The sequence below is a fragment of the Oceaniferula flava genome (genome assembly GCF_016811075.1).
Lineage (GTDB): Bacteria > Verrucomicrobiota > Verrucomicrobiia > Verrucomicrobiales > Akkermansiaceae > Oceaniferula > Oceaniferula flava.
On record NZ_JAFBGL010000001.1, the window covers coordinates 288,600 to 308,064 of the forward strand.

Genomic DNA, 19,465 nt, shown 5'->3' on the forward strand with positions numbered 1-19,465 from the left:
AGTTAGAGTTAATGGGGGGGCGTGGGATTACCATTTGAGTTTCTTGCGCATGCGGGCGCGGAGCCAAATGGAGAGGCCGGCGAACATCATGACCACCATCATGAAGACCAGAACGGAACCGTATTGCATCGGCTCGGTATATTCGGATTGTGGGATTCTTCCGGAGACGGTGTAGATGTGATAGGGGAGGGCCTGGACGTTCTGTGAGATGAACTCGAGGAACTTGTCGAAGCCGGTGGATTGCAGTCCTTCGAAGGGAAGTCCTGATTTCTCAGCCACGGCGGCGGTGAACATGATGGGTGCGGTTTCACCGGCCACCCGAGTGATTCCCAGCACGGAGGCAGTGAGGATACCGGGCATGGCGTAGGGAAGCACCGCCGTTCGGATCGATTGCCACTTCGAGGCTCCCAGGGCCAAAGAAGCTTCACGGAACCCTTGAGGCACCGCTCGTAGCGATTCCTCACAGGACGTGATGATCACGGGGAGCACCATGATCGCGAGGGTGAATGCACCGGCGATGATTGAGCTGCCCCAACCTTCGAAGCTGAGGTAATACCAGCCATCGTAGTATTTGCTGTAGCCTGTGCGGCTGGCCAAGGTTTTTGCCGACGCGGCTTCCTCGCTGCTCTCGGTTTTTTCCAGCATGACGATTTTTTCCCGTTCTTGTTCGCGCAGTTCAGGTTCGAAAAGTGAAGGTGTGATGGGCAGGCGGACTTTGTCGTGCAACGATGGTGTGTTAGTGAACTTTGGTGCCAGCACCACGAACAGGCCGAGACCGAACAGGCCGAACACGATGGAGGGCACACCCGCCAGGTTCATCATCGCCAGACGGATGGAGTTGATCATTTTTCCCTTGCGAGAGTATTCGCTGAGATAGACGGAGGATGCGACACCGACGGCGAGCGCGATGATCATGCAGAAGAATACTAACAAGGCAGTTCCGATCAGTGGGCCTGCGACACCTCCACCGGAGTAAGAGTGGGTGTATTCCTTGAGGATCTTGATGACGTTGGAATCTTGGTTCGCCAGCTTGAAGGCCTGCATTTCAGTGGTTGGGAGCTGGATTTCAACGGCCTTGGTAAGGTCAAAGCGCATGAAATCTTCCTCGATCACCTTGTCATTCACGTCGGTGAGTTTCAGGCCTGGGTTGGCTTCGACGATCATTTGAAACTCGTCGGCACTGACCAGAAGCTCTTGCGTGTTGCCATCGATCTGCAGTTCGATGCTTCCACGATCGATGTTGTGCTGGTGCTTAACCTGGAGCGACGGGTTTTCCTCCAGGATCTTTTTAAACATGTCGAAGGGAACGGTGTAGTTCCGGACCTGGAGATCGATGGCCCACTTCGGCGTGACGGTTTTATTGACGGTGGGTTCACCGGCTTTGAAGTCGCCGGGGGCGGCTTGCAGGTCGCTGTATTGCGCCTTGCTGAGGAGCACCGACTGCGTCTCGGGGATGTCGAGAGGCATCAGACTTTCCAGCTCGTCGTCGCCCTTTTCCGTGAGGTTGCCGTAGAGGATGTAGATCAGGTTTGATGACTTCAGTGATTTCACCGTTTTTACCGGAATGTTGTAAAACCCTTTGGTGAAACTCACGGTGAATGTTTCCGTGGTGCTCTGCGTTTCGCGAGCCTCGGCCACGGGCAGAGTGGTGGTGCTGGCCTTGAGCTCTTCAAAGGTGGCAGTGCCGAGGGTGATGGTTGCTTCCTTGGCAACGGGGAACCCGATCTGTCGGTCGGTGTGACGTTCGGCAAAGCCCGGGCGGAAACCATCATTTTGCTGCTCGATGATGGCGAGGTAGCCGTCGCCAATCAGGCTGCCTTCCTCGATCTTGAAGGTTTTGTATTTGAACGGCTGACTGACTGCCTCCTCGGATTCGACAGGGAGGTCGTCGTTGTAGCGGCGCATCGTCTTGAGCACTTCGGTGGGGGCGAGGAAGCCCTTGCCCTTATCGAAGCTGGCGACTTCCAAGGTTTCAGGTTTTCTGCTGAAGAAATCCCAGCCCTTGTCCATCAATACCGGGGCACCACGGAAAATGATGATGCCAAAGATGATCAGGGCGAAGAAGACAATCGCGTAGGTGCTGATAAACAAGACGCCTCGCTGGATTTTTTCGAATAAGCCAGCTCGGGATTTTTTGCCCGTGAATGGGCCTGATGGTTGTTCGGGTGCGCTCATAGCTGCAAAGTTGGGTAAGGAAAAAAGGAAGGTGTGTTATTTGTGGCCGAATTTCTTAACGATTTTCTGAGCCAGTGAGTTGAGAAGGAGAGAGATGGTGAACAGCACGAGGCCCACCATGAACAGCGCCCGGTAGTGGATGCTGCCGGCGGTGACTTCGCCCGTTTCTTGGGCAATGATGCCGGTCATCGTGTGCACCGGATCGGTCCATGTCTCTGGCAGCGCAATGCGGCCACCGGCCACAAGAAGCACCACCATGGTCTCACCGATGATCCGACCAAATCCTAACAAGATGGCAGCAATGATGCCGGAGATCGCGCAGGGAACTACCACACGGAAGATGGTTTTCAGCTTGCTGGCTCCAAGAGCGAGGGAGGCTTCGGTGTAGGATTTGGGCACGTTGTTGAGGGCATCCTCGGCCAGGGTGAACATGGTGGGGATGGCCATGAATCCTAACAAAACCCCGGCGTTCAGCATGTTCAGTCCTTGGTCCATGGGGAAACCGGGGAGCCAGGAGAAGATCGCGAGGTTCGACCAATCGACCAGGTATTTCCCAAGCACCACCACGCCGAAGAAAGCTAACACAATCGACGGAATGGCCTGGATGAACTCGATGATCGGTTTCACCAGGTTCTGCTCGGTGGGGGAGGCGACGCGGTTGACGTAGATCGCTCCACCAATCGAGAATGGCAGAGCCACCGCAATGGCAATCAGGGTGATCCCCAGCGAGCCTCCGAAGAGAGGCATCAGACCGTAGAAATCGTTCCACGAGCTGTTCGTGACCCACTTTTTTCCGAAGAAGAAACCGAAGAACGATTTGCCGGCGGCAAGTTTTTTGTCGTGTGCCCAGCTGTGCATCCGCTCGGTTTTCTGCGCCATGAACTGATCGTAATCTTCGATGTTTTCGTGGAGCTCTTTGTTCAGGCGAATGGATTTCTTGTTGCTCAGTTCACTGCCGTCGGGGAGCTTGGAGAAGCCGGCCTTGGCGTGGGTCATCATGGCGTCGAGCTTCTCCTGGTGCTCCGGAAGAGCCGCGTAGAGGCGCTGGTTTAACTTAGTAAAATCAGGGGCTTCGGTAGGGATGCGCTGGAATTCCACTTCCATGCTGCGCTTGCGCTCAGGTCCGGCGTGTTTCATGCCTTCTTCGAGCGCCACACGACGGGCGGCGGCTGTTTTAAAACTTTCGGCCCGTTGTTTGGTGACCAGGGCGTGGGTGCGGAGTTCGTTGACCAAGTTTTCAAACTCTCTGAGGCCTTCGTTGTTGGAAGCTTCCACGGCGGCGTATTCTTTGAATAGCTCGTTCTCGAGCAGCTCGGAGCGCTTGGCTTCACCTTCCTCGACCTTGGTTTTGACGTAGCTGGGGCTGACGTCCTTACCGTCGAAATCGGTGTAATACTCGACCAGTGCTTGCTGTAAATTCGGGTAAATACCCTCCTCGAGCACGCCTTGGTATTCTTTTTTAAGGTCGCTTTCTACAATCAACGGAGCCACCTCGACAACCCGTTCGTTCAATACCGTTTGGGCTTTTTTCAAGCTCTCCACGGCGGCGGATTTCATTTTGTCCTGCGTTTCTTGGTCGTCAGGGAATAGCAGGGTCCACATTTCCTTTTCGAGACGATCGGATGCGATGCCTACTTCCTTCATCTCATCTTTCATGAGTGAGTTGGCAATGCGTTTCATGTCGTTAAACACACCTGGGATTTCTGCATCCTTGCCGGCACGTTCGTAGAGCTCGTAGGATTTGACTTGGGTGGTCAGCGATTTGATCCGCTTTTGGTATTCCAGTTGATCATCGGCGAAATCGACAAATTCTTGGCCGGACTTGCGATAGAGTTCCAGGTTCGCTTTGTAGTCTGGGAAGAATAAGACCGCTTCCTTGGCGAGGAAAAAGCAAATCAGAATAAGCACGATGATGGAGACCATCGCGTTACCTCCGAAGAAGTATTTCACGCATTCTTGCGGTCCGATACCGAGAATTCTCCAGCCTTTGTTTTTAGAGAACGGAGTGGTGGTCTTGTTGTTTTTCCTCTTGGCCATAGTGGTGATCGTTGGAGGGAGATGTGGGAAAGAAAAAGGATCCGGAGGTAGGGGGCGACTGGCCCGGTGGGGAGTCGCGATGAAGTGATGGTCGCCTCCGGGCGATCCAATCGATGTGGGAAGTAAAACTCCGCACCTGGCGTCTCCAGGCGCGGAGTTGGTTCGAATAAGTTCGGGTATTGATTACTTGGAGGAAGGAGCGATGAAGCCGACTTTCTCGATGACCTTGCCAGCGGTGGCATTGGTGGTGGCCCAAGTGATGAACTTGGCAACTTCACCGGTAGGCTCGCCTACGGTGTAGTAGTAAAGGTTGCGAGACAGAGCGTAGTTTGCTTTGTTGGCAGGCTCAGGAAGCACACCGTCCACAGCTGCGGCAGCCACACCTGGCTTGCCAACGTAGGCCAGACCAACGTAACCGATGCCGGCTGCGTTATCGGCGACAGCTTGAGCGATCTGCTCGTTGCCGGCCATCTTCTGGGAGTTGGTGCCGTAGTCCTTCTTGCTCATGGCGAGCTTCTGGAAGGTTTTGTAGGTGCCGGAAGTGGTGTTGCGGGTGTAGACGAGGATTTTACCTGGCTTGCCGCCAACTTCAGACCAGTCGGTGATGGCGCCGGTGAAGATGCCTTCGACCTGAGCTTTGGTCAGTTTTTTCACACCGTTGGCTTTGTTAACGATCACAGCGATCATATCGACGCCGGCCACGTGCTCGACGAGCTTCTTGCCTTTTTCGGAGAACTTGTTGATTTCGCTGTCCTTAACGGAACGTGAGCTCATGCCGATTGCGGCAGTGCCTTCGTCCAGTGCGGTGAATGCCTGGGAAGAACCTTCAGCGGCGATGTCGAAAGCGACGTTGTTGCCAAGTGCTTTGTAGACTTCGGAAAGTTGAGGGACCATTTTGGCACCGAGGGTGTCGGAACCTTTAATAGCGATTTTGGTTTGGGCTTGGGCGGAAACGCTCAGGGCGATGCCTGCGAAAGCTGCGGTAGCTGTTTGGATCAATTTCATGATGTTGGTTTGTGTTGGTTTTGCTGGCAGGGGTATTTCCTGCGACGCGCATTTAATCGCACTGAGTCAAGTTTTCGGCAAAAGATTCTAAGTTACAAAAGCGCCACATTGGGGTCGCTATCTCCCTTGTTTGCTTTAGTTTGTGTCTGTTCCGTCACAATGTTCGATGTCGCTCAATAGTCCAAACAAGGTATGACAAACCCGTAACAACTTAATTACATGCAAACTATATTGGTCATCGAAGATGAGGCAGACATTGCTGATCTCATCGCATTCAATCTCAGAAGGAATAACTTCAATGTGGAGATGTCTCCGGACGGCCTGCACGGTCTTGCCGCTGCCAGGTCTCTGCTTCCTGATCTCATCGTCCTGGATCTTATGATGCCGGGCATGGATGGGGTCAGCTTGTTCAAGGAACTTCAGCGCGAAGCCACCACACGGAAGATTCCGGTGATCATGCTCACCGCCCGCGGGCAGACTGAGGACAAGATTGCGGGGCTGGAAATTGGTGCCGATGACTATATGACCAAGCCGTTTAGTCCGAAGGAACTGATGCTGCGGATTAAAAACTTGCTGAAAAGAAGTGTGCCCGCCAGCAGTGGTGCAGAGCTGAAATGCGGACCGTTCCGTTTTATCAAGAACTCACTGAAGTTCTATGTCGATGGCGAGGAAGTCGATCTAACGGCTACCGAATTTAAACTGATGCTCTACCTCAGTGAGCGCCGTAATGTGCCACAGGACCGACACGATTTACTGATGGAGGTGATGGGCTACAGCAGCGATGTTCACAGCCGCACCTTGGATACCCATATGAAACGCTTGCGGAGAAAGCTCGGAGATCGGGTAGATCTGCTAGAAACAGTGCGCGGTGTGGGTTACAAGCTGAATGTGCCCGATGAAGAGGGCTCGTCCCTGACTTAGAGTCCTTGTCTGTGTCCTTATGACCGTTTATTTATTGATCGCTGTCGTGGTTGCGTTGAGCGCTTGGATTTTCTGGCAGCAACGACAGAACAGTGCCAAATTCCAGGTGCAAGAGCTCAGGGGCAGAGAGCTCCGCAAGGAAGCTCTGTCCGAGCGTGACCAGCTGCTCGATGCGCTGGGCGATGCCTTCTTACTGGTGAATGAAACCAGCCACATCACCTTCGCCAATGCCAGCGCGCGCAATCTGGTGAAAGGCCGAAAACTGATGGGCCGGAGTATCATGGAGGCTTTCCTCGACGATCGCCTGTCGGTCGCAGTGATGAAGTGCATTCGCACGGGGAAACCGATGCAGGAACTGGTGGTGCTGCACTCGTCCCACACGCCTTTGGGATCGGCTGGCGAAGAAGGTGGTAGCGCGTGGGTGATCGATGCCGCACCGTTATCGTCCTCCGATGACTCGGCGTTAACCCGCATTGTCATCCGTGATGTTACCGCGGAGCATCAAGCCGAGCAGGTGAGACGTGACTTTGTGGCGAATGCCTCCCACGAACTGCGGACACCGATGGCAATCATCAACGGTTACTTGGAAAACCTGATCGATGATGACGTGGTGGAAGACCCGGTGACTTCGCGCAAATTCCTCAAAACCATGCGCAAACATGGTGCCCGGATCTCACGTCTGGTCGAGGACATGCTGGTGATTTCCAAAATGGAATCCGGCGAAGCGATGACGCTTAACAAGAACTCTTTCTCTCTCCGTGCCTGTGCCATGGATGTGGTCGAGCGGCTGGAGCACATGACCAGCAAGCAGGAGGCGGAAATCATCTTGGACATGGAGCCATCGGACCTCCGCGTCACCGGGGATCGCTTCTACTGGACTCAAATTATTTTCAACTTGGTGGAGAATGCACTCAAGCAAAACCCGGCACCGGGCTTGAAGATCACCGTCAAGGGCACGCTCAATGAGGATGAGAGCATTTGCATCGCGATATGCGACGATGGCATCGGCATTCCATCGGCTGACCTGCCCTTCATTTTCAGACGATTTTATCGTGTCGACAAACATCACACGCAGAGCGAGGTGAAAGGGACCGGTCTTGGGTTGTCGATTGTGCGTCGGGCAGTCGAAGCGCACGGTGGGGAAATCAAAGCCACCTCCACCCCCGGCTCGCTCACCTGCTTCACCATCAGTCTGCCTCCCGAACCGGAGGAGACCGAAGACTAGTTTGTTCTTTTTTCCAGCGGACGAGATCCTCTGGAGTCGTAAAATTCTCGACTTGCGCTGAGCGACCACCGACCTTGTGGCCAGCTCAGCCCATAGGAGAATGTCATCATCGAATCATCAAGAATCATCCGGCTCACGCTCGTGGCTGGGTGAAGCACGTGCCACCATTCTGTTAGCCTTGCCCTTGATGGCTGGGCAGGTAGGGCAGATGCTGATGGCGCTGGCCGATACGGTGATGATTGGTCGAGTGGGGGTGGTGCCGCTGGCCGCTTCTACCTTTGCCAACACGCTGTTGATGGTGCCGTTCATGTTTGGCATTGGTCTGCTTGCCTGCGTTTCCATCCGGGTCTCGCAGGGGCGGGGCGGCAAGCGGCATGAGGATGTCAAAAATGTCCTGCGTCACGGAACTTGGCTCTCGCTGGCATACGGCATCTGCACCATGCTGCTGATCTTGGCTTTGCTTCCGTTCTTGGATCGTTTTGGCCAGGCCCCGGAGGTGGTAGCTGAGGCACCGGCATATCTGATCTTATGTGCGATCTCGATGGTTCCGGTGATGGTGTCGATCGGTTGGAAAAACTTCGGCAATGCCCTGAACCAACCGTGGCCGCCATTTTACATCCAGCTGTCCGGTGTGCTGTGTAACATCGGGCTGAACTGGTTGTTGATTTATGGCCATTGGGGATTTCCAGAGCTCGGATTGGCTGGCGCTGGCTGGGCCACCTTGATCTCGCGCTGTTTGGTGATGCTGGCTTTGTTGCTGTGGTTGAAACGGGCACGATCGGTGAAGGAGTGGTGCCCGCATCATTGGTGGATCCGGCTGAGTGGTGGGGAGTTGAAAAAATTGTTAGTTCTCGGTGTGCCCGTGGCTTTTCAGATGGTGTGCGAAGTGGGGGCCTTTGCTGCGGCCTCGCTGATGGCCGGGCGCATTGGTGTGGAGGCTCTGGCTGCGCATCAGGTGGCGCTCACCTGTGCCTCCACCTCATTTATGATCCCGCTGGGAGTGGCCATGGCGATCACTGTGAGAATGGGAGAGGCGTTCGGAGAGGGGCAGGATCCTAAAAAGCTGCATCGGATCCTTACCGGTGGCTGGTTTTACGGCGTGGTTTTTACCGGTGCTTCCATGATGGTGTTCATCCTCTGCGGGCACTGGTTGGCGGGGAAAATTGTCTTGGAACCTGAAGTCATTGATCTCGCGGCGAAGCTCTTGGTCATCGCTGGCCTCTTCCAGCTGGGAGATGGCCTGCAGGTGATCTCTTCCTCGGCCTTACGGGGCATGGGGGATGTTAAGCTGCCGGCTTGGCTGGGTGTGTTTTCCTACTGGCTGGTGGCCGTTCCGCTGGGCGCTTGGCTGGCATTCGGTCGGGACCTCGGAGCTCAAGGGATTTGGTGGGGGCTGGCCGGTGGACTGAGCACCGCCGGGGGCCTGCTGTGCGTGCGGGCGTGGCGACTGGCCTCTGCCGGACCGGCCGCTGATGCTCAGTCTGCTTGAGCCATGATGCGAGTGATTTCCTCGCAGTCGATCTCACACGGTGCCTGCTTCACCCGCTCGTAACCAAAGGTTTTTTTGAAGGAGGTGCTGCCCAACTGGCCGTCGAGGATTTCAAAATGATCGGTGGTGACCAGCGCCGGGTGACTGTGACCGGCGGCATGGCATAGGCGAAGGATCTCGTAGCGCAGGGTGACCACATAGTTCGCCAGACGCGCCGCTTTGAGCGTGGGATCGAGCCCCTGCATCAGCCACTCGTTGTGGGTGGCAACGCCTGCCGGACAGTGGCCGGTGTGGCAGTTCTGCGCTTGGATACAACCGATGGAAAGCATCGCCTCACGCGCTACGGAGATCATATCGCAGCCCAGACCGAAGGCAAAGAGGGCATCCATGGGGAAGCCAAGCTTTGCCGATCCGATAAAGACGATCTTGTCGGCGAGATTGGCATGTGAGAAAATCGAATAAACGCGTGCAAAAGCGATCTTGAAGGGCAGGGCCACGTGGTCCGAGAACACCAGCGGCGCGGCTCCGGTGCCTCCTTCGCCACCATCAATGGTGATGAAATCGACGCCGCGCTGGCCATCGGCCATGTGTTCCGCCAGATCGTGCCAGAAGTCCAGCTGACCGACGGCGGATTTGATGCCGACCGGCAGGCCGGTGACGCTGGCGATATGTTCGACAAAATCGAGCATAGAGTCGGCACTGTCGAACGCCTTGTGGCTGGCAGGGCTGGCGCAGTCGACTCCCATAGGGATGCCCCTTGCCTCTGAAATTTCGTGGGTGATCTTCTCCTTCGGTAGCAGCCCGCCGAGCCCCGGCTTAGCCCCTTGGCTGAGTTTGATTTCGATGGCCTTGACGTGAGGCGCTCCTGCCAAGGTTTCCAACAAGACATCCATGGAGAAATTCCCCTCCTCATCGCGACAGCCAAAGTAGCCGGTGCCGATCTGCAGCATCAGATCGCTGCCGTGTTTATGGTGAATGGATACGCCGCCTTCACCGGTGTTGTGCATACAGCCGGCGATGGCGCAGCCACGGTTCATCGCCTCCACTGCGGCCCGTCCCAGCGAGCCAAAACTCATGGCCGAGACATTGACGACCGAGGCCGGGCGGAAGGCTTTTTTGCGCTCACGTGCCGCCCCGATCACCTTGGCACAGGGCAGCGGGTGACTGGGGTTCGGGAGTTTGGCGGAATGGGGGAAGGTGGATTGTTTTAAAATCAGATAGTTCGGCGTCAGCTCGAGGTCGTTGTCGGTGCCAAAGCCGAAGTAGTTGTTTTCCTTTTTGGACGAGGCGTAAACCCAGCGGCGCTGGTCGCGTGAAAAGGGACGTTCTTCATCGTTGTCGGTGACGATATACTGACGCAGCTCAGGACCGATCTTTTCTAACAAATAACGGAAGTGCCCAATGATAGGGAAGTTATGAAGAATGGCATGCCGCTTCTGCAGCAGGTCATAGATGAGCACCGCTGTGACGAGAGCGGCAAGAATGAGAAGGACAATCAGGGACCAGTGCATAACAGTTAGGCTGAAGAGTTGAGAAAACGGAGTGCTGCGCGGGCTGCGTGATCGCCAGTGGCAAAGCATGCTTGCAGCAGATAGCCGCCGGTGGGAGCGTCCCAGTCGATCATCTCACCTGCGGCGAAGACACCCGGCATTTTCTGCAGCATCAGGTTTTCATCAAGTTCATTCCAGCGGATTCCACCGGCAGACGAGATTGCTTCCTCGATTGGACGAGGCCCTGTTAGTGGAATCCGGCAGTGCTTTACCTCCCCGGCAAGCTGCTCGGCCGATTTCCATGGTCCGCGGTCCGGCAGGTGCTTGAGCAGGGCGCAGGTGGCGGCATCGAGTTTCCAACGACGGCGGGCTTCACGGACGAAGTTCCTGCGCACAGATCCCATCTTCGCCACCAGTTCCTCCCTGGAGGTATTCGGTTTGAAATCGATATGGAGCTCGGGCGAAGTTTGAGCGCGCAGAGCGGGTCCGAGACGGTAAATCGGTCCTCCTTCCAAGCCGTAGCGGGTCAACACCAACTCGCCGCGTCGGGTCATCGTGCCCGCGCTAAGTTCCAGATTCTTCATCGGCAGGCCTTCTGCGACCTCCAAGATTTCGGCTGGCCAATCGACCTCCCAGCCGCAGTTGGCCGAGGTAAATTTTTCGCTGTGAATGCCCTGAGCCGCCAGCAATTGCTGCCAGCGGCCGTCCGAACCTGTGCGCGGCCAAGACGCACCGCCGAGGGCCAGAATCGTGGCATCTGCGGTGACCTCGATCTCGCTCCCCTGATGGTGAAAATGCAAGTGGCCGGCGGGCGTGAAGCCGATCCAGCGGTGGCGAGTTTTGAAAACGACTCCCCGAGCTCGGAGTTTCTCGATCCAACGGCGTAGCAGCGGCGCGGCGCGGATGGTGCCATCGACCGGGCAGGGAAACACCTTGCCACTGCTGGCCACAAAGGTCTCGATTCCCAGGTCCAGCGCCCACTGACGCAGCGCGAGATGATCGAAGTCGGTGAGGATCTTCCGCCACGAGCTTTCCGGCAGTGAGCGACCGCTGTATTTTTCCAGAAAGTCCGACCACGCTTCGCCATTGGTTAGATTGAGTCCACTTTTCCCGGCGATCAGGAACTTACGGCCAACCGATGGCATGGCATCGTAGACCGTCACCCGGGCACCTAGCTCAGCGGCTACTTCGGCAGCGCGCAGTCCGGCCGGGCCGCCGCCGATGATGGCGATATGGTGACTTGTGTTCAGCTTGAGAGATCAGGTGGGAGTTGAAGAAATAGGGATTTATCTTCCCTCGGCACGAGGGAGCGATTAGAAATCAGCGCATGGAGGATTGCAGCGTGGATTGGAGTGTCTGGCAAGGTGAGATGCCCGCAACCTTAATGTTTATTGTGCGTGACGGTGAAGTTTTACTCATCGAGAAGCTGCGTGGAATTGGTATGGGGAAGATCAATGGCCCCGGTGGCAAAATCGACCCCGGTGAGACGCCGCTGGAATGTGTCATCAGAGAGTGCCAAGAAGAACTGCACATCACCCCGATCAAGCCGGTGAAGATGGGGGAACTGTGGTTTGCCATGTCCGATATTCCGGATATTCACTGCCATGTGTTCACCGCCACCGAATTTGAAGGAACACCCACCGCCACGGAAGAGGCGGTGCCGATTTGGACCAAGATCGAAGACATCCCCTGGGACAAAATGTGGGAAGACGATGCCCACTGGCTACCTCAGATGTTAGAAGGTCAGAAGTTTCTCGGTCGTTTCCTCTTTGAGGGCGAAAGGATGCAGTGGCGAGACGTCCAGCTCGAAGACGCCGGTGTCTCCGGCTGGCTGATTAGTTAGGTGGCGCGGCCACGGATTTGTCCGCGCACAGGTCTATTCGTCTTCGTTTTCCTCCACCGGCTCAGCCTTGGGGGCATCCTTGTTGAGTAATTTGAGAATCTCATCGGTGACCACCGTGGGGTTCCTGGCATAAACGAGGGGAGAGATCTGCGTATTGCTCAGGCCGGACGAGTCGATGATCCAGACGTAATGGTTTTGTTTGGCGTAGGATTTGATCACAGACTGGATCTCATCGAGCAGCTGACGGGTGGCGTCGGCCATTTTCTTTTTGATCGCCTGAACCTGTTCTTGGTCAGACTCCTGAAGGTCTTTATTGAGTGCATTGTGCTGACTTACCAGATCTTGATACTCCTCCATCAGGGTGTTGCGCTCGCTCTTGGGCATCGCTTTTTCCCGTAATTTCGTGATCAGATCTTTGAGCTTGGTCTCTACCTCCGTGAGTGACTCCATTCGCTTGCTGCGCTCGGCATCGTAGTTCGCCCGTTCGCTTTTGATGCGTTCCAGTTCTGTGTTTGCTACGTGATAATCGGTGAGTAGCTTGTTGACGTCTACGATAGCGCATTTGAACTCCTGCGCCTGGAGTCCACTGATCACCAAGAGGTTTGAAAAAAGAAACAGAAGCAGGCGCGTTTTCATGCAGAGGGTGTAGCAAGTGGACGGTGAGATGTCGAGTCGATGGTTCGGAGAGACTGCTCTGTCTTAGCGTCTGCTCCCTGTCTTGGGATGCTTGCGATAATACTGCATCGCGGTCGGAATAAAGGCTTCAAGAGCGTTAATTCTAGCTGCGTCGTGCGGGTGGGTCCGCAGGAATTCAGGTCGGGGCTCACCTTGCAGTCGATGGTATTCGTCGAGCTTTCGCCAGAGTTTCACGGCTGCCCGGGGATCGTAACCAGCTTTGGCCATGTAGATGGCTCCGATGCGGTCGCTCTCATACTCTTGCCGGCGCGACAGAGGGAGTGCATCCAATAGGTAAAGGGCCAGGGCGTAGGCTGCTGTGGCCTCACCAGCGTGGTCTATTTCGTTGTGATCCATCGCTTGATAAATGATCGCTCCAGCAATGATCGCTACAATGGCGTGAGTCATCCGTTTTTGCGCGTGGCCTGCGGTGGCGTGGGAAATTTCATGACCTAACACAGCGGCTAACAATTCATCGCTATCCACCACTTTAAAGAGCCCTGTATTGATTCCCACCTTGCCTCCCGGAAGAGCAAATGCATTGGCTGAGCGGTCTTTGAAGACGACGAATTCCCAATCGGCATCGGGCATATCGATGACTTTCTTCAGGCGCTCGGCCACTCGTTGGACTGGCTCAGTGAATTTGGGGTCGTGACTGACTTGTTTCTCAGCCTTGATCTTCTCGAAGGCCTTGACCCCATGACTGCGCATCAGCTGGCTGGACGGCTGCATGATCACGTTCCCCTGCGCATCAATCGCGGAATGAAACGAGCAGGAGGCCAGGCCACAGGCGAGGATGAGTGCTACTAGGATGGAAAGTGGGCGGGTCACGATACGATATTCGATGTTAGCGTAAGGTGCTGGTGGCGCAAGTTGAAAGCTTGTGCTGAAGGAATGAATCGTCCTAAGCTGAGGTTCGTGCGAGAGTCATTACATATAGAACCGTCCTTCGAAGACTGGATGCCCTTTGTGGATCCACAACATCCCTTTGAGAGTGTGAGTCGGTTTTTTGGTTTTGAACTTGGAAGGCATCAGCGGCGGAGGTCGAAGTTTGTTAGGAAAGAGCTGACCAAGCCGGACGGAAGCCAGGTGGTCGTGTATTTCAAACTTTACGGTTACCGCCGATTGCGCCGGGCTTTTTCACGGATTCTGAAACCGACCCGCTCCAAAAACGAATTTGCCAACCTGAAGTTCTTCCAGAAATTGGGGATTCCTGTATGTGTGCCGATGGTGCAGGGCGAGTATCGAAATGCTTTCGGAATCCCCAGGAACTGCATGATCATCACGCTTGAGGTGACCGGTGCCAGCCAGCTCGATCACTTCATCGCCAGCTTGGAGGAAAGTGATGAGCCGTCGGAGGTAAAAGCGGACCTCCGACGCCAGATTATCGAATCGATTGCCACGAATCTCCGCAAAATCCATGACGAACATTTTTACCACGACGACTTAAAATGGCGTAATGTCCTAGTCCGAAGAGTGGGGGAGCAGGGCGAGAAGGTGGAAGTTTTTTGGATCGATTGCCCGAACGGCTACTTTGATAAAACCGGGGGGATGCGCAGCCAGCATGGCATCGTCAAGGACGTGGCGACCCTCGACCACCTGGCGTGGCGGAATTGTTCGTTGGAGGAGCGACTGTATTTTCTTTCCTGCTATCTCGGACTGGAAATCGACGACCCGAAACTGCGCGACTTCGCCGATGAGGTGGTGGAATACCGGAAGAAGAAACTGGATGACTAAGAACGCGGTGCTTGCCCGCGCGGATTGCGTTCGGTCACAGCGATTTTAAAAAGCGGCAGATCTCGGAGGCTTCACGCTCCAGCGTGTAATGTTGCTCCACCCGCTGTCTGCCATGCTGCCCCATGGGTTCTAACATCGCTGGATCGGACATCAACTGCGCCAGTTTCTTCGAGGTGCTGCTAACATCATCGCAGGGCACGATGAAGCCGTCGGTGCCGTCGCGGATGACATCTTTCCACGCCCCTGCCTCACTGGCAATGACGGCGGTGCCGCTGGCCATGGCTTCCAGAACCGTTAGTCCAAAGCCTTCGTTCCGACTGAGTGCCGCGACGATGCTCATCGATCTGAAAAGCTTCGGCAGCGCTTCGAACGGCTGCTTGCCGATGAACTGAAACTGCTCGCTCAAGCCGGCAGCTTCGATCTCTTGCTTCAGTTCGGTTTCAAAGGTTTTCTGATCGGGAGTGGTCTCCCCGCAGATCACGGCGGTGAAATCCGGGTGTTTTTTCATCAGCGGAATCAATGCCCGGACAAAAACATCCACGCCCTTTTGGTGACGGACCCGACCAAAGATGCCGATGCCGAATTTCCCGGGATACCCGAGTTCTCGCCACGCCTGATCGCGGTCGGCTGCCGGTTGGTAGGTGCTGAGATCGATACCGTGGGGGATGATGACATCGGCCCCACCCTCGATATACTGATTGGCGGCGGAGCTGGTGGTGATGACTCCGTCTGCTTGGCGGGTCAGCCAGCGGGTGATCCAGCTCGGCGGACGCTGGGCGGTGGCGGTGAAGGCGATCCGGATCTTGGCGCGGAAGACCTTCTTGAGCAAGAGCGCCTGCAGCATCTCGTCGTTTCTGCGGGCATGGAAAATGCGTGGGCGACCATCCGGGAGTGGTGTCCGACAGAGTTTGGCGGTTTCTAACAATGTCAAGGTGTGGCAGTCGTCCGGCACGTGATGCGATCCCATCACTGCGACCTTCATCATCGATTGCTGGTGCCGCAGCACTTGCAACATTGTAGACGTGACTCCGGAGAATCTCGGGTTCGAATTTCCCAAGATCAGTTCCACGTCATCATGGTTCGTTGTGGCCGGCATGTTTCAGGCGTTGAGGAGGCTGCTGATGGTGGCGGGGAGGCGCGACTGCAGGGTGGCGTCGTTGCTTTCAAACCAAGCGCGCGCGTTGTTGCCAAAGGATTGTTTTTGCTCGGTGGTTTTGAGCAAGAGTTCGCTGATCATGGTTTCCAGTTTGTCGGGGTCGACGTAGTAGTTAATGCCCAAGTGGCGAGCTTCTTCGCGCTGTGCGGGGACCAGGATACCGCGATCGGGAGCGACGATTTCATTCATCGGTGGTCCATCGGTGGTGACCACCACGGCCCGGCAGCTCATCGCCTCGACAATGTAGTGCCCCCATCCCTCGGATAGCGAAGTGCAGAGGTGCACACCGTGGCTGTTCAGGTGAGTGATGATGTCTTCGTGGGGAATGTATTCGCTGATCAGGCGGACGTTGTCCGGGACCTGCTCCGGTGCGTTTTCTTTGCACTGGATCAGAGTTAGCTGCGGCCACTCGGGGTGCTTTTTCCAGAGTGTGAGAATGGTTTCCGTTCCTTTGAGCGTGCTGCGGCCGGCGAGGTGGAGGAAGGATTGGTAATCGGGCTCGACCTTGGGGTCTAACATGTCCGACGAGGTGAAGCCGATGAAGCTGCAGTCGCTGCCGCGCTTCGTGAAGATATCCTCGGCATGGCGGCTTTTGCACAGCACTTGGTCGATCTTTTTCAGATGCCCGAGGTGGCGTTCTGGAAAGCGTTCCTGATTGGGGATGAGGAAGTTTTTCTTAGCGGATCCAAACCAGCGGGGGAACACGCGCTCGAGAAAGATATTGGCGTCAAACTGTGGTTTCGACGGGAAGAATCTGCGTAGCGGCGAGATGCTGCGGCAGTGGGAAACGGTGACATTGAAACCCGCGGCCGACAGCGCATGGTGGATCAAGTCGACATCGCGATCCAGTCCGACTCCGTTGGTGCGAGCGATGATGTTAATGGATGGAGGCATGGTGTTAGGGGCAAGGGATAGCCGTCGAGTTCAAGAAATCGGGGCGATGATTATTTCTTGTTTAGACGTTTTTTGACTTTGTTGACCAGCTTGCGAAACAGCGATGGGTGGGACGCTCGTGTGGAATGGATCACGCTGGGGTAGGGGGAGTTCGGATAGAGATCACGCACGTCATCGCCCCACTGCGAGGGATCCCGGTGGGCTTCAATGCCGTGTTTTTTAGACAGTAAGCTGAAAATCGATTGATCGTGGCGGTGGTTTTTGAATTCCGGATCATTCGGCTGACCGCATTGGTTTTCCAGGTCGGTGATCAGCCTCTCGTCCTGGGCGAGTTCCAAATACTCTTCGATCAGATCCATGGTGAACTTGGATTTTCGCCAGATGCTGAAGGTGGCGAGGCGTTGCTTGGAATCGGTGAATTCGGGGGTGTCGCAATCCATCAGAATAAACGCGTCACGCTTGGTCCAATGTTTTTCGATTTGCTGCAGTTCGAAGACCACCAAATCCCGGCCACTACGATCGAGCAGGTCCGTGAGGGGGGCGACATCTGCGGAGAAATAGGCCCCCGAATCGCTGTAAAAAAGGATGTCTCCGTCGCGCAGTTGCTGCAGCGCACGGTGGATGAAATACGGCTTCCACAACCAGTAGCCATTGCCTTTGACCTGCTTGAGGATGTGTTTGTTCCGCTCGCGAAATTCCGTGTCGATGTCTTGCGGCGAGTAAGAAATCACCTCGTCAAACTTGCCCACATCGCGCCCTGTTTGGCTGTTCAGCTGCTGGCTTTTCCGGAACTCAGCATTGGCATAATTGATTAACAAGGTCATGGCTACTTGGCTGGGGGCGTGAGAAAGACTTCGGAAAATAGCTGCATCACAGGGGCTGGACCGTAGCCGCTGCTGTAGGCGTCCCAGTCCTGATAGTTCTGCTGCCAGAGCGAGGGGTTAGCCAGGATGGGATAGAGTTCTTTGGCGGTGTGATAGACGATCGCGCGGTCGCCCAGAATATCGAGATGGGCGCGTGGCATGCGATGGGGGATACGGGTGCCGGTGCCGGTGAGTTTGACGTAGAAATTGCGCAGGTGCTGCTTGATGCCGTCGATTCCGGTCGGAGGTGCCCAGGTGATCACCGGCTTGTTGAGCACGGAGAATTCACCGCAGGCCAGACCGAAGGTTTCTCCGCCACGGCGGGCGTGCAGCATGGCATCGCAGCTGTTGATAAAGCGGGCCACTTCTTTGCGGTCCGCGGTGCTTGGCAGGTGGATGCAGCGCTCGCGTCCCGCTGCGCCCTCGGGCAGGAAGGGATCGGTGTTGAGGAAAAGGAACCAGGTGTTGGGCTGCTCGGCGAGGATTCGGGCGACGGTTTCCTGGACAAAGACGAGGTTGAAGTTCTCCGCGCCGCCGTGCCTTCCGTAGACGATGGCGTCCGCCGGAATCCCCAGCTCGGCTCGCATGTCACCGGCATCGGCGGGCATATCGATCATGTGAGGGACCACCGGGCACTGAGTTTTGAAGCGCTCATTGAGGTATTCGGAAATGCAGGCGTAGACATCGCCGTGCGGCTGGGTGGTCTTGAACACGCAGTGGATGCCGCAGCGGCAGACAGAGGTATCGGCCCCGTCGTTTTTGCCATGTTTGAGGAAATAGGCGAAGTCCACCTGGTGTTCAGCGAGCAGGCGATCGAGCTCTTCCCGATCCGAGTAGTAGTGGTGATCGAAGCGCGATTCAAACCGAGCCTCGGCATTGCCATCCCCTCCGGGAATGGAGAAGGTGAGCGAGGTGTTGCCGAGGATTTCCTCGTTGTGGCGAGCGTAATCATAGACGGCAACCGACGTTCCACGGTCGCTGATTTTCTGCTCGATGAATGCGATTTTCATGTGTCTCAGGTCTTTCGGGCATCCTGTGATAGCAGGCCGGCAAGATCAAGAGAATAGAGGTCGCGGTCAGGGGCGTGGCCCGAGGGCGCTGGGCCGGATCGCCCGGTGTCAGGAATCGAGGCATCGACGATATTGGAATTGCCACCCGTGGTGACGTCATGTTTGATGACCGCCATGTCAGCCAAACCGCGCATCTCATGTATCATCAGCACCTATCAGGATGCGGATCTGATCGAGAAAAAAATCAGCGAGATCCAGCAACAGACGATTTTCGATCAGGCGGAATTCATCTTTGTCGAAACCGGATCGCCGGCCCGCGAGCGCGAGTTGATTCAACCTTACACCGAACAATTTTCCAACGTCCGCCTGGTCACCACCGATGACCGACGCACCCTCTACGAAGCCTGGAATCTCGGCTGGGAAGCGGCTCAGGCGGACATCGTGTGCTACAGTAACATGGACGATGCCCTGCACCCGCAATGTCTGCAGCAGGTGGTGGAAACCATGGAGGCTGATACGGGCATCGAGCTTTGCTCTGTGATGATTGGCTATCAGCACGAGGAGTCACCCGGGGAGATGGATAGCTTTGATGTGGATCGATTGAAAAAGCTCAAGATCGGTCGCCGCGCCGGACCGTTCTCGGCATGGCGGAAGAATTTGAGCGAAAAGATGGGCATGTTCGATGGCAAATACCGCATCATCGGCGACCTCGATTTCTGGTCGCGCGCGGCTGCGGCTAACACCCGCGCTGTGTTGATCAAGAAGGTGCTCTATCTCTACACCATCGCTCCCAGCCAGCTGTCCAAACGGATGGACAAGAGCCCGGAGCGGAAATACGCAGCGGATAAGGGGGTGAAGCTGCAGTGGCATCCCGCCTTGGAGAGAACCAGCCTGCTGCATCGCAAGATTTACCGGATGTTCCCATCGCCCTACCTGGTGAAGTAG

18 protein-coding genes are annotated in these 19,465 nt (G+C 55.8%); 6 read left to right on the plus strand and 12 right to left on the minus strand.

The features are described 5' to 3' along the window. Positions 1-27: 27 nt before the first annotated feature. From JO972_RS01260 to JO972_RS01270, 3 genes are all read right to left on the minus strand, one after another. Positions 28-2,175 (minus strand): PstA family ABC transporter permease, encoded by a 2,148-nt coding sequence (locus JO972_RS01260; protein WP_309488170.1) that lies wholly within the window; start codon positions 2,173-2,175, stop codon positions 28-30. A 36-nt stretch (positions 2,176-2,211) separates the two neighbouring features. Next, positions 2,212-4,212, minus strand: coding sequence for a phosphate ABC transporter permease subunit PstC (gene pstC / locus JO972_RS01265; protein WP_309488171.1), 2,001 nt, complete (start codon positions 4,210-4,212; stop codon positions 2,212-2,214). A 183-nt stretch (positions 4,213-4,395) separates the two neighbouring features. Continuing rightward, entirely contained in the window at positions 4,396-5,217 is an 822-nt protein-coding gene (locus tag JO972_RS01270; RefSeq protein WP_309488172.1) for a phosphate ABC transporter substrate-binding protein, read from the minus strand. Between the two features lie 219 nt (positions 5,218-5,436). On the opposite strand from JO972_RS01270, the gene JO972_RS01275 reads away from it, so the two are divergent. From JO972_RS01275 to JO972_RS01285, 3 genes are all read left to right on the plus strand, one after another. After that, the gene (locus JO972_RS01275) at positions 5,437-6,138 is read left to right on the plus strand and encodes a response regulator transcription factor (protein WP_309488173.1); all 702 of its coding nucleotides are present in this window, start codon (positions 5,437-5,439) and stop codon (positions 6,136-6,138) included. 19 nt (positions 6,139-6,157) lie between these two features. Beyond that, positions 6,158-7,363, plus strand: a complete 1,206-nt coding sequence (locus JO972_RS01280) for a sensor histidine kinase (protein WP_309488174.1) — start codon at positions 6,158-6,160, stop codon at positions 7,361-7,363. Positions 7,364-7,463: 100 nt separating this feature from the next. Next, positions 7,464-8,852 (plus strand): MATE family efflux transporter, encoded by a 1,389-nt coding sequence (locus JO972_RS01285; RefSeq protein ID WP_309488176.1) that lies wholly within the window; start codon positions 7,464-7,466, stop codon positions 8,850-8,852. On the opposite strand, the gene JO972_RS01290 is transcribed toward JO972_RS01285, so the two are convergent. Further along, positions 8,840-10,363, minus strand: a complete 1,524-nt coding sequence (locus tag JO972_RS01290; RefSeq protein WP_309488177.1) for an FMN-binding glutamate synthase family protein — start codon at positions 10,361-10,363, stop codon at positions 8,840-8,842. The genes JO972_RS01285 and JO972_RS01290 overlap by 13 nt on opposite strands. A gap of 5 nt (positions 10,364-10,368) precedes the next feature. Continuing rightward, on the minus strand, positions 10,369-11,592 hold the full coding sequence (locus JO972_RS01295) for a TIGR03862 family flavoprotein (RefSeq protein WP_309488538.1): 1,224 nt from the start codon (positions 11,590-11,592) through the stop codon (positions 10,369-10,371). 77 nt (positions 11,593-11,669) lie between these two features. Here JO972_RS01295 and JO972_RS01300 point away from each other — a divergent pair, with 77 nt between their 5' ends. Continuing rightward, positions 11,670-12,185, plus strand: coding sequence for an 8-oxo-dGTP diphosphatase (locus JO972_RS01300; protein ID WP_309488178.1), 516 nt, complete (start codon positions 11,670-11,672; stop codon positions 12,183-12,185). A 33-nt stretch (positions 12,186-12,218) separates the two neighbouring features. On the opposite strand, the gene JO972_RS01305 is transcribed toward JO972_RS01300, so the two are convergent. Beyond that, positions 12,219-12,821: an OmpH/Skp family outer membrane protein gene (locus tag JO972_RS01305; RefSeq protein WP_309488179.1), complete on the minus strand. Its 603-nt coding sequence runs from the start codon at positions 12,819-12,821 to the stop codon at positions 12,219-12,221. A 63-nt stretch (positions 12,822-12,884) separates the two neighbouring features. Then, the gene (locus JO972_RS01310; RefSeq protein WP_309488180.1) at positions 12,885-13,691 is read right to left on the minus strand and encodes a M48 family metallopeptidase; all 807 of its coding nucleotides are present in this window, start codon (positions 13,689-13,691) and stop codon (positions 12,885-12,887) included. A 165-nt stretch (positions 13,692-13,856) separates the two neighbouring features. Between JO972_RS01310 and JO972_RS01315 the strand changes: the two genes are divergently transcribed. Further along, positions 13,857-14,597, plus strand: coding sequence for a lipopolysaccharide kinase InaA family protein (locus JO972_RS01315; RefSeq protein ID WP_309488181.1), 741 nt, complete (start codon positions 13,857-13,859; stop codon positions 14,595-14,597). 34 nt (positions 14,598-14,631) lie between these two features. Here JO972_RS01315 and JO972_RS01320 read toward each other — a convergent pair whose 3' ends face one another. Genes JO972_RS01320 through JO972_RS01340 form a run of 5 tightly spaced genes read right to left on the minus strand, consistent with a single transcriptional unit; the run spans position 14,632 to position 18,696 of the window. After that, the gene (locus JO972_RS01320; RefSeq protein ID WP_309488182.1) at positions 14,632-15,693 is read right to left on the minus strand and encodes a glycosyltransferase family 4 protein; all 1,062 of its coding nucleotides are present in this window, start codon (positions 15,691-15,693) and stop codon (positions 14,632-14,634) included. Positions 15,694-15,696: 3 nt separating this feature from the next. Next, entirely contained in the window at positions 15,697-16,647 is a 951-nt protein-coding gene (locus tag JO972_RS01325) for a glycosyltransferase (RefSeq protein ID WP_309488183.1), read from the minus strand. A 50-nt stretch (positions 16,648-16,697) separates the two neighbouring features. After that, the gene (locus JO972_RS01330; RefSeq protein WP_309488184.1) at positions 16,698-17,471 is read right to left on the minus strand and encodes a hypothetical protein; all 774 of its coding nucleotides are present in this window, start codon (positions 17,469-17,471) and stop codon (positions 16,698-16,700) included. 2 nt (positions 17,472-17,473) lie between these two features. After that, the gene (locus JO972_RS01335) at positions 17,474-18,520 is read right to left on the minus strand and encodes a glycosyltransferase family protein (protein WP_309488185.1); all 1,047 of its coding nucleotides are present in this window, start codon (positions 18,518-18,520) and stop codon (positions 17,474-17,476) included. Between the two features lie 5 nt (positions 18,521-18,525). Beyond that, positions 18,526-18,696 (minus strand): hypothetical protein, encoded by a 171-nt coding sequence (locus JO972_RS01340; protein ID WP_309488186.1) that lies wholly within the window; start codon positions 18,694-18,696, stop codon positions 18,526-18,528. Here JO972_RS01340 and JO972_RS01345 point away from each other — a divergent pair. Beyond that, complete coding sequence (locus JO972_RS01345) at positions 18,695-19,465, plus strand: glycosyltransferase family 2 protein (protein ID WP_309488187.1); 771 nt, start codon at positions 18,695-18,697, stop codon at positions 19,463-19,465. The two genes, JO972_RS01340 and JO972_RS01345, sit on opposite strands and share 2 nt — an antisense overlap.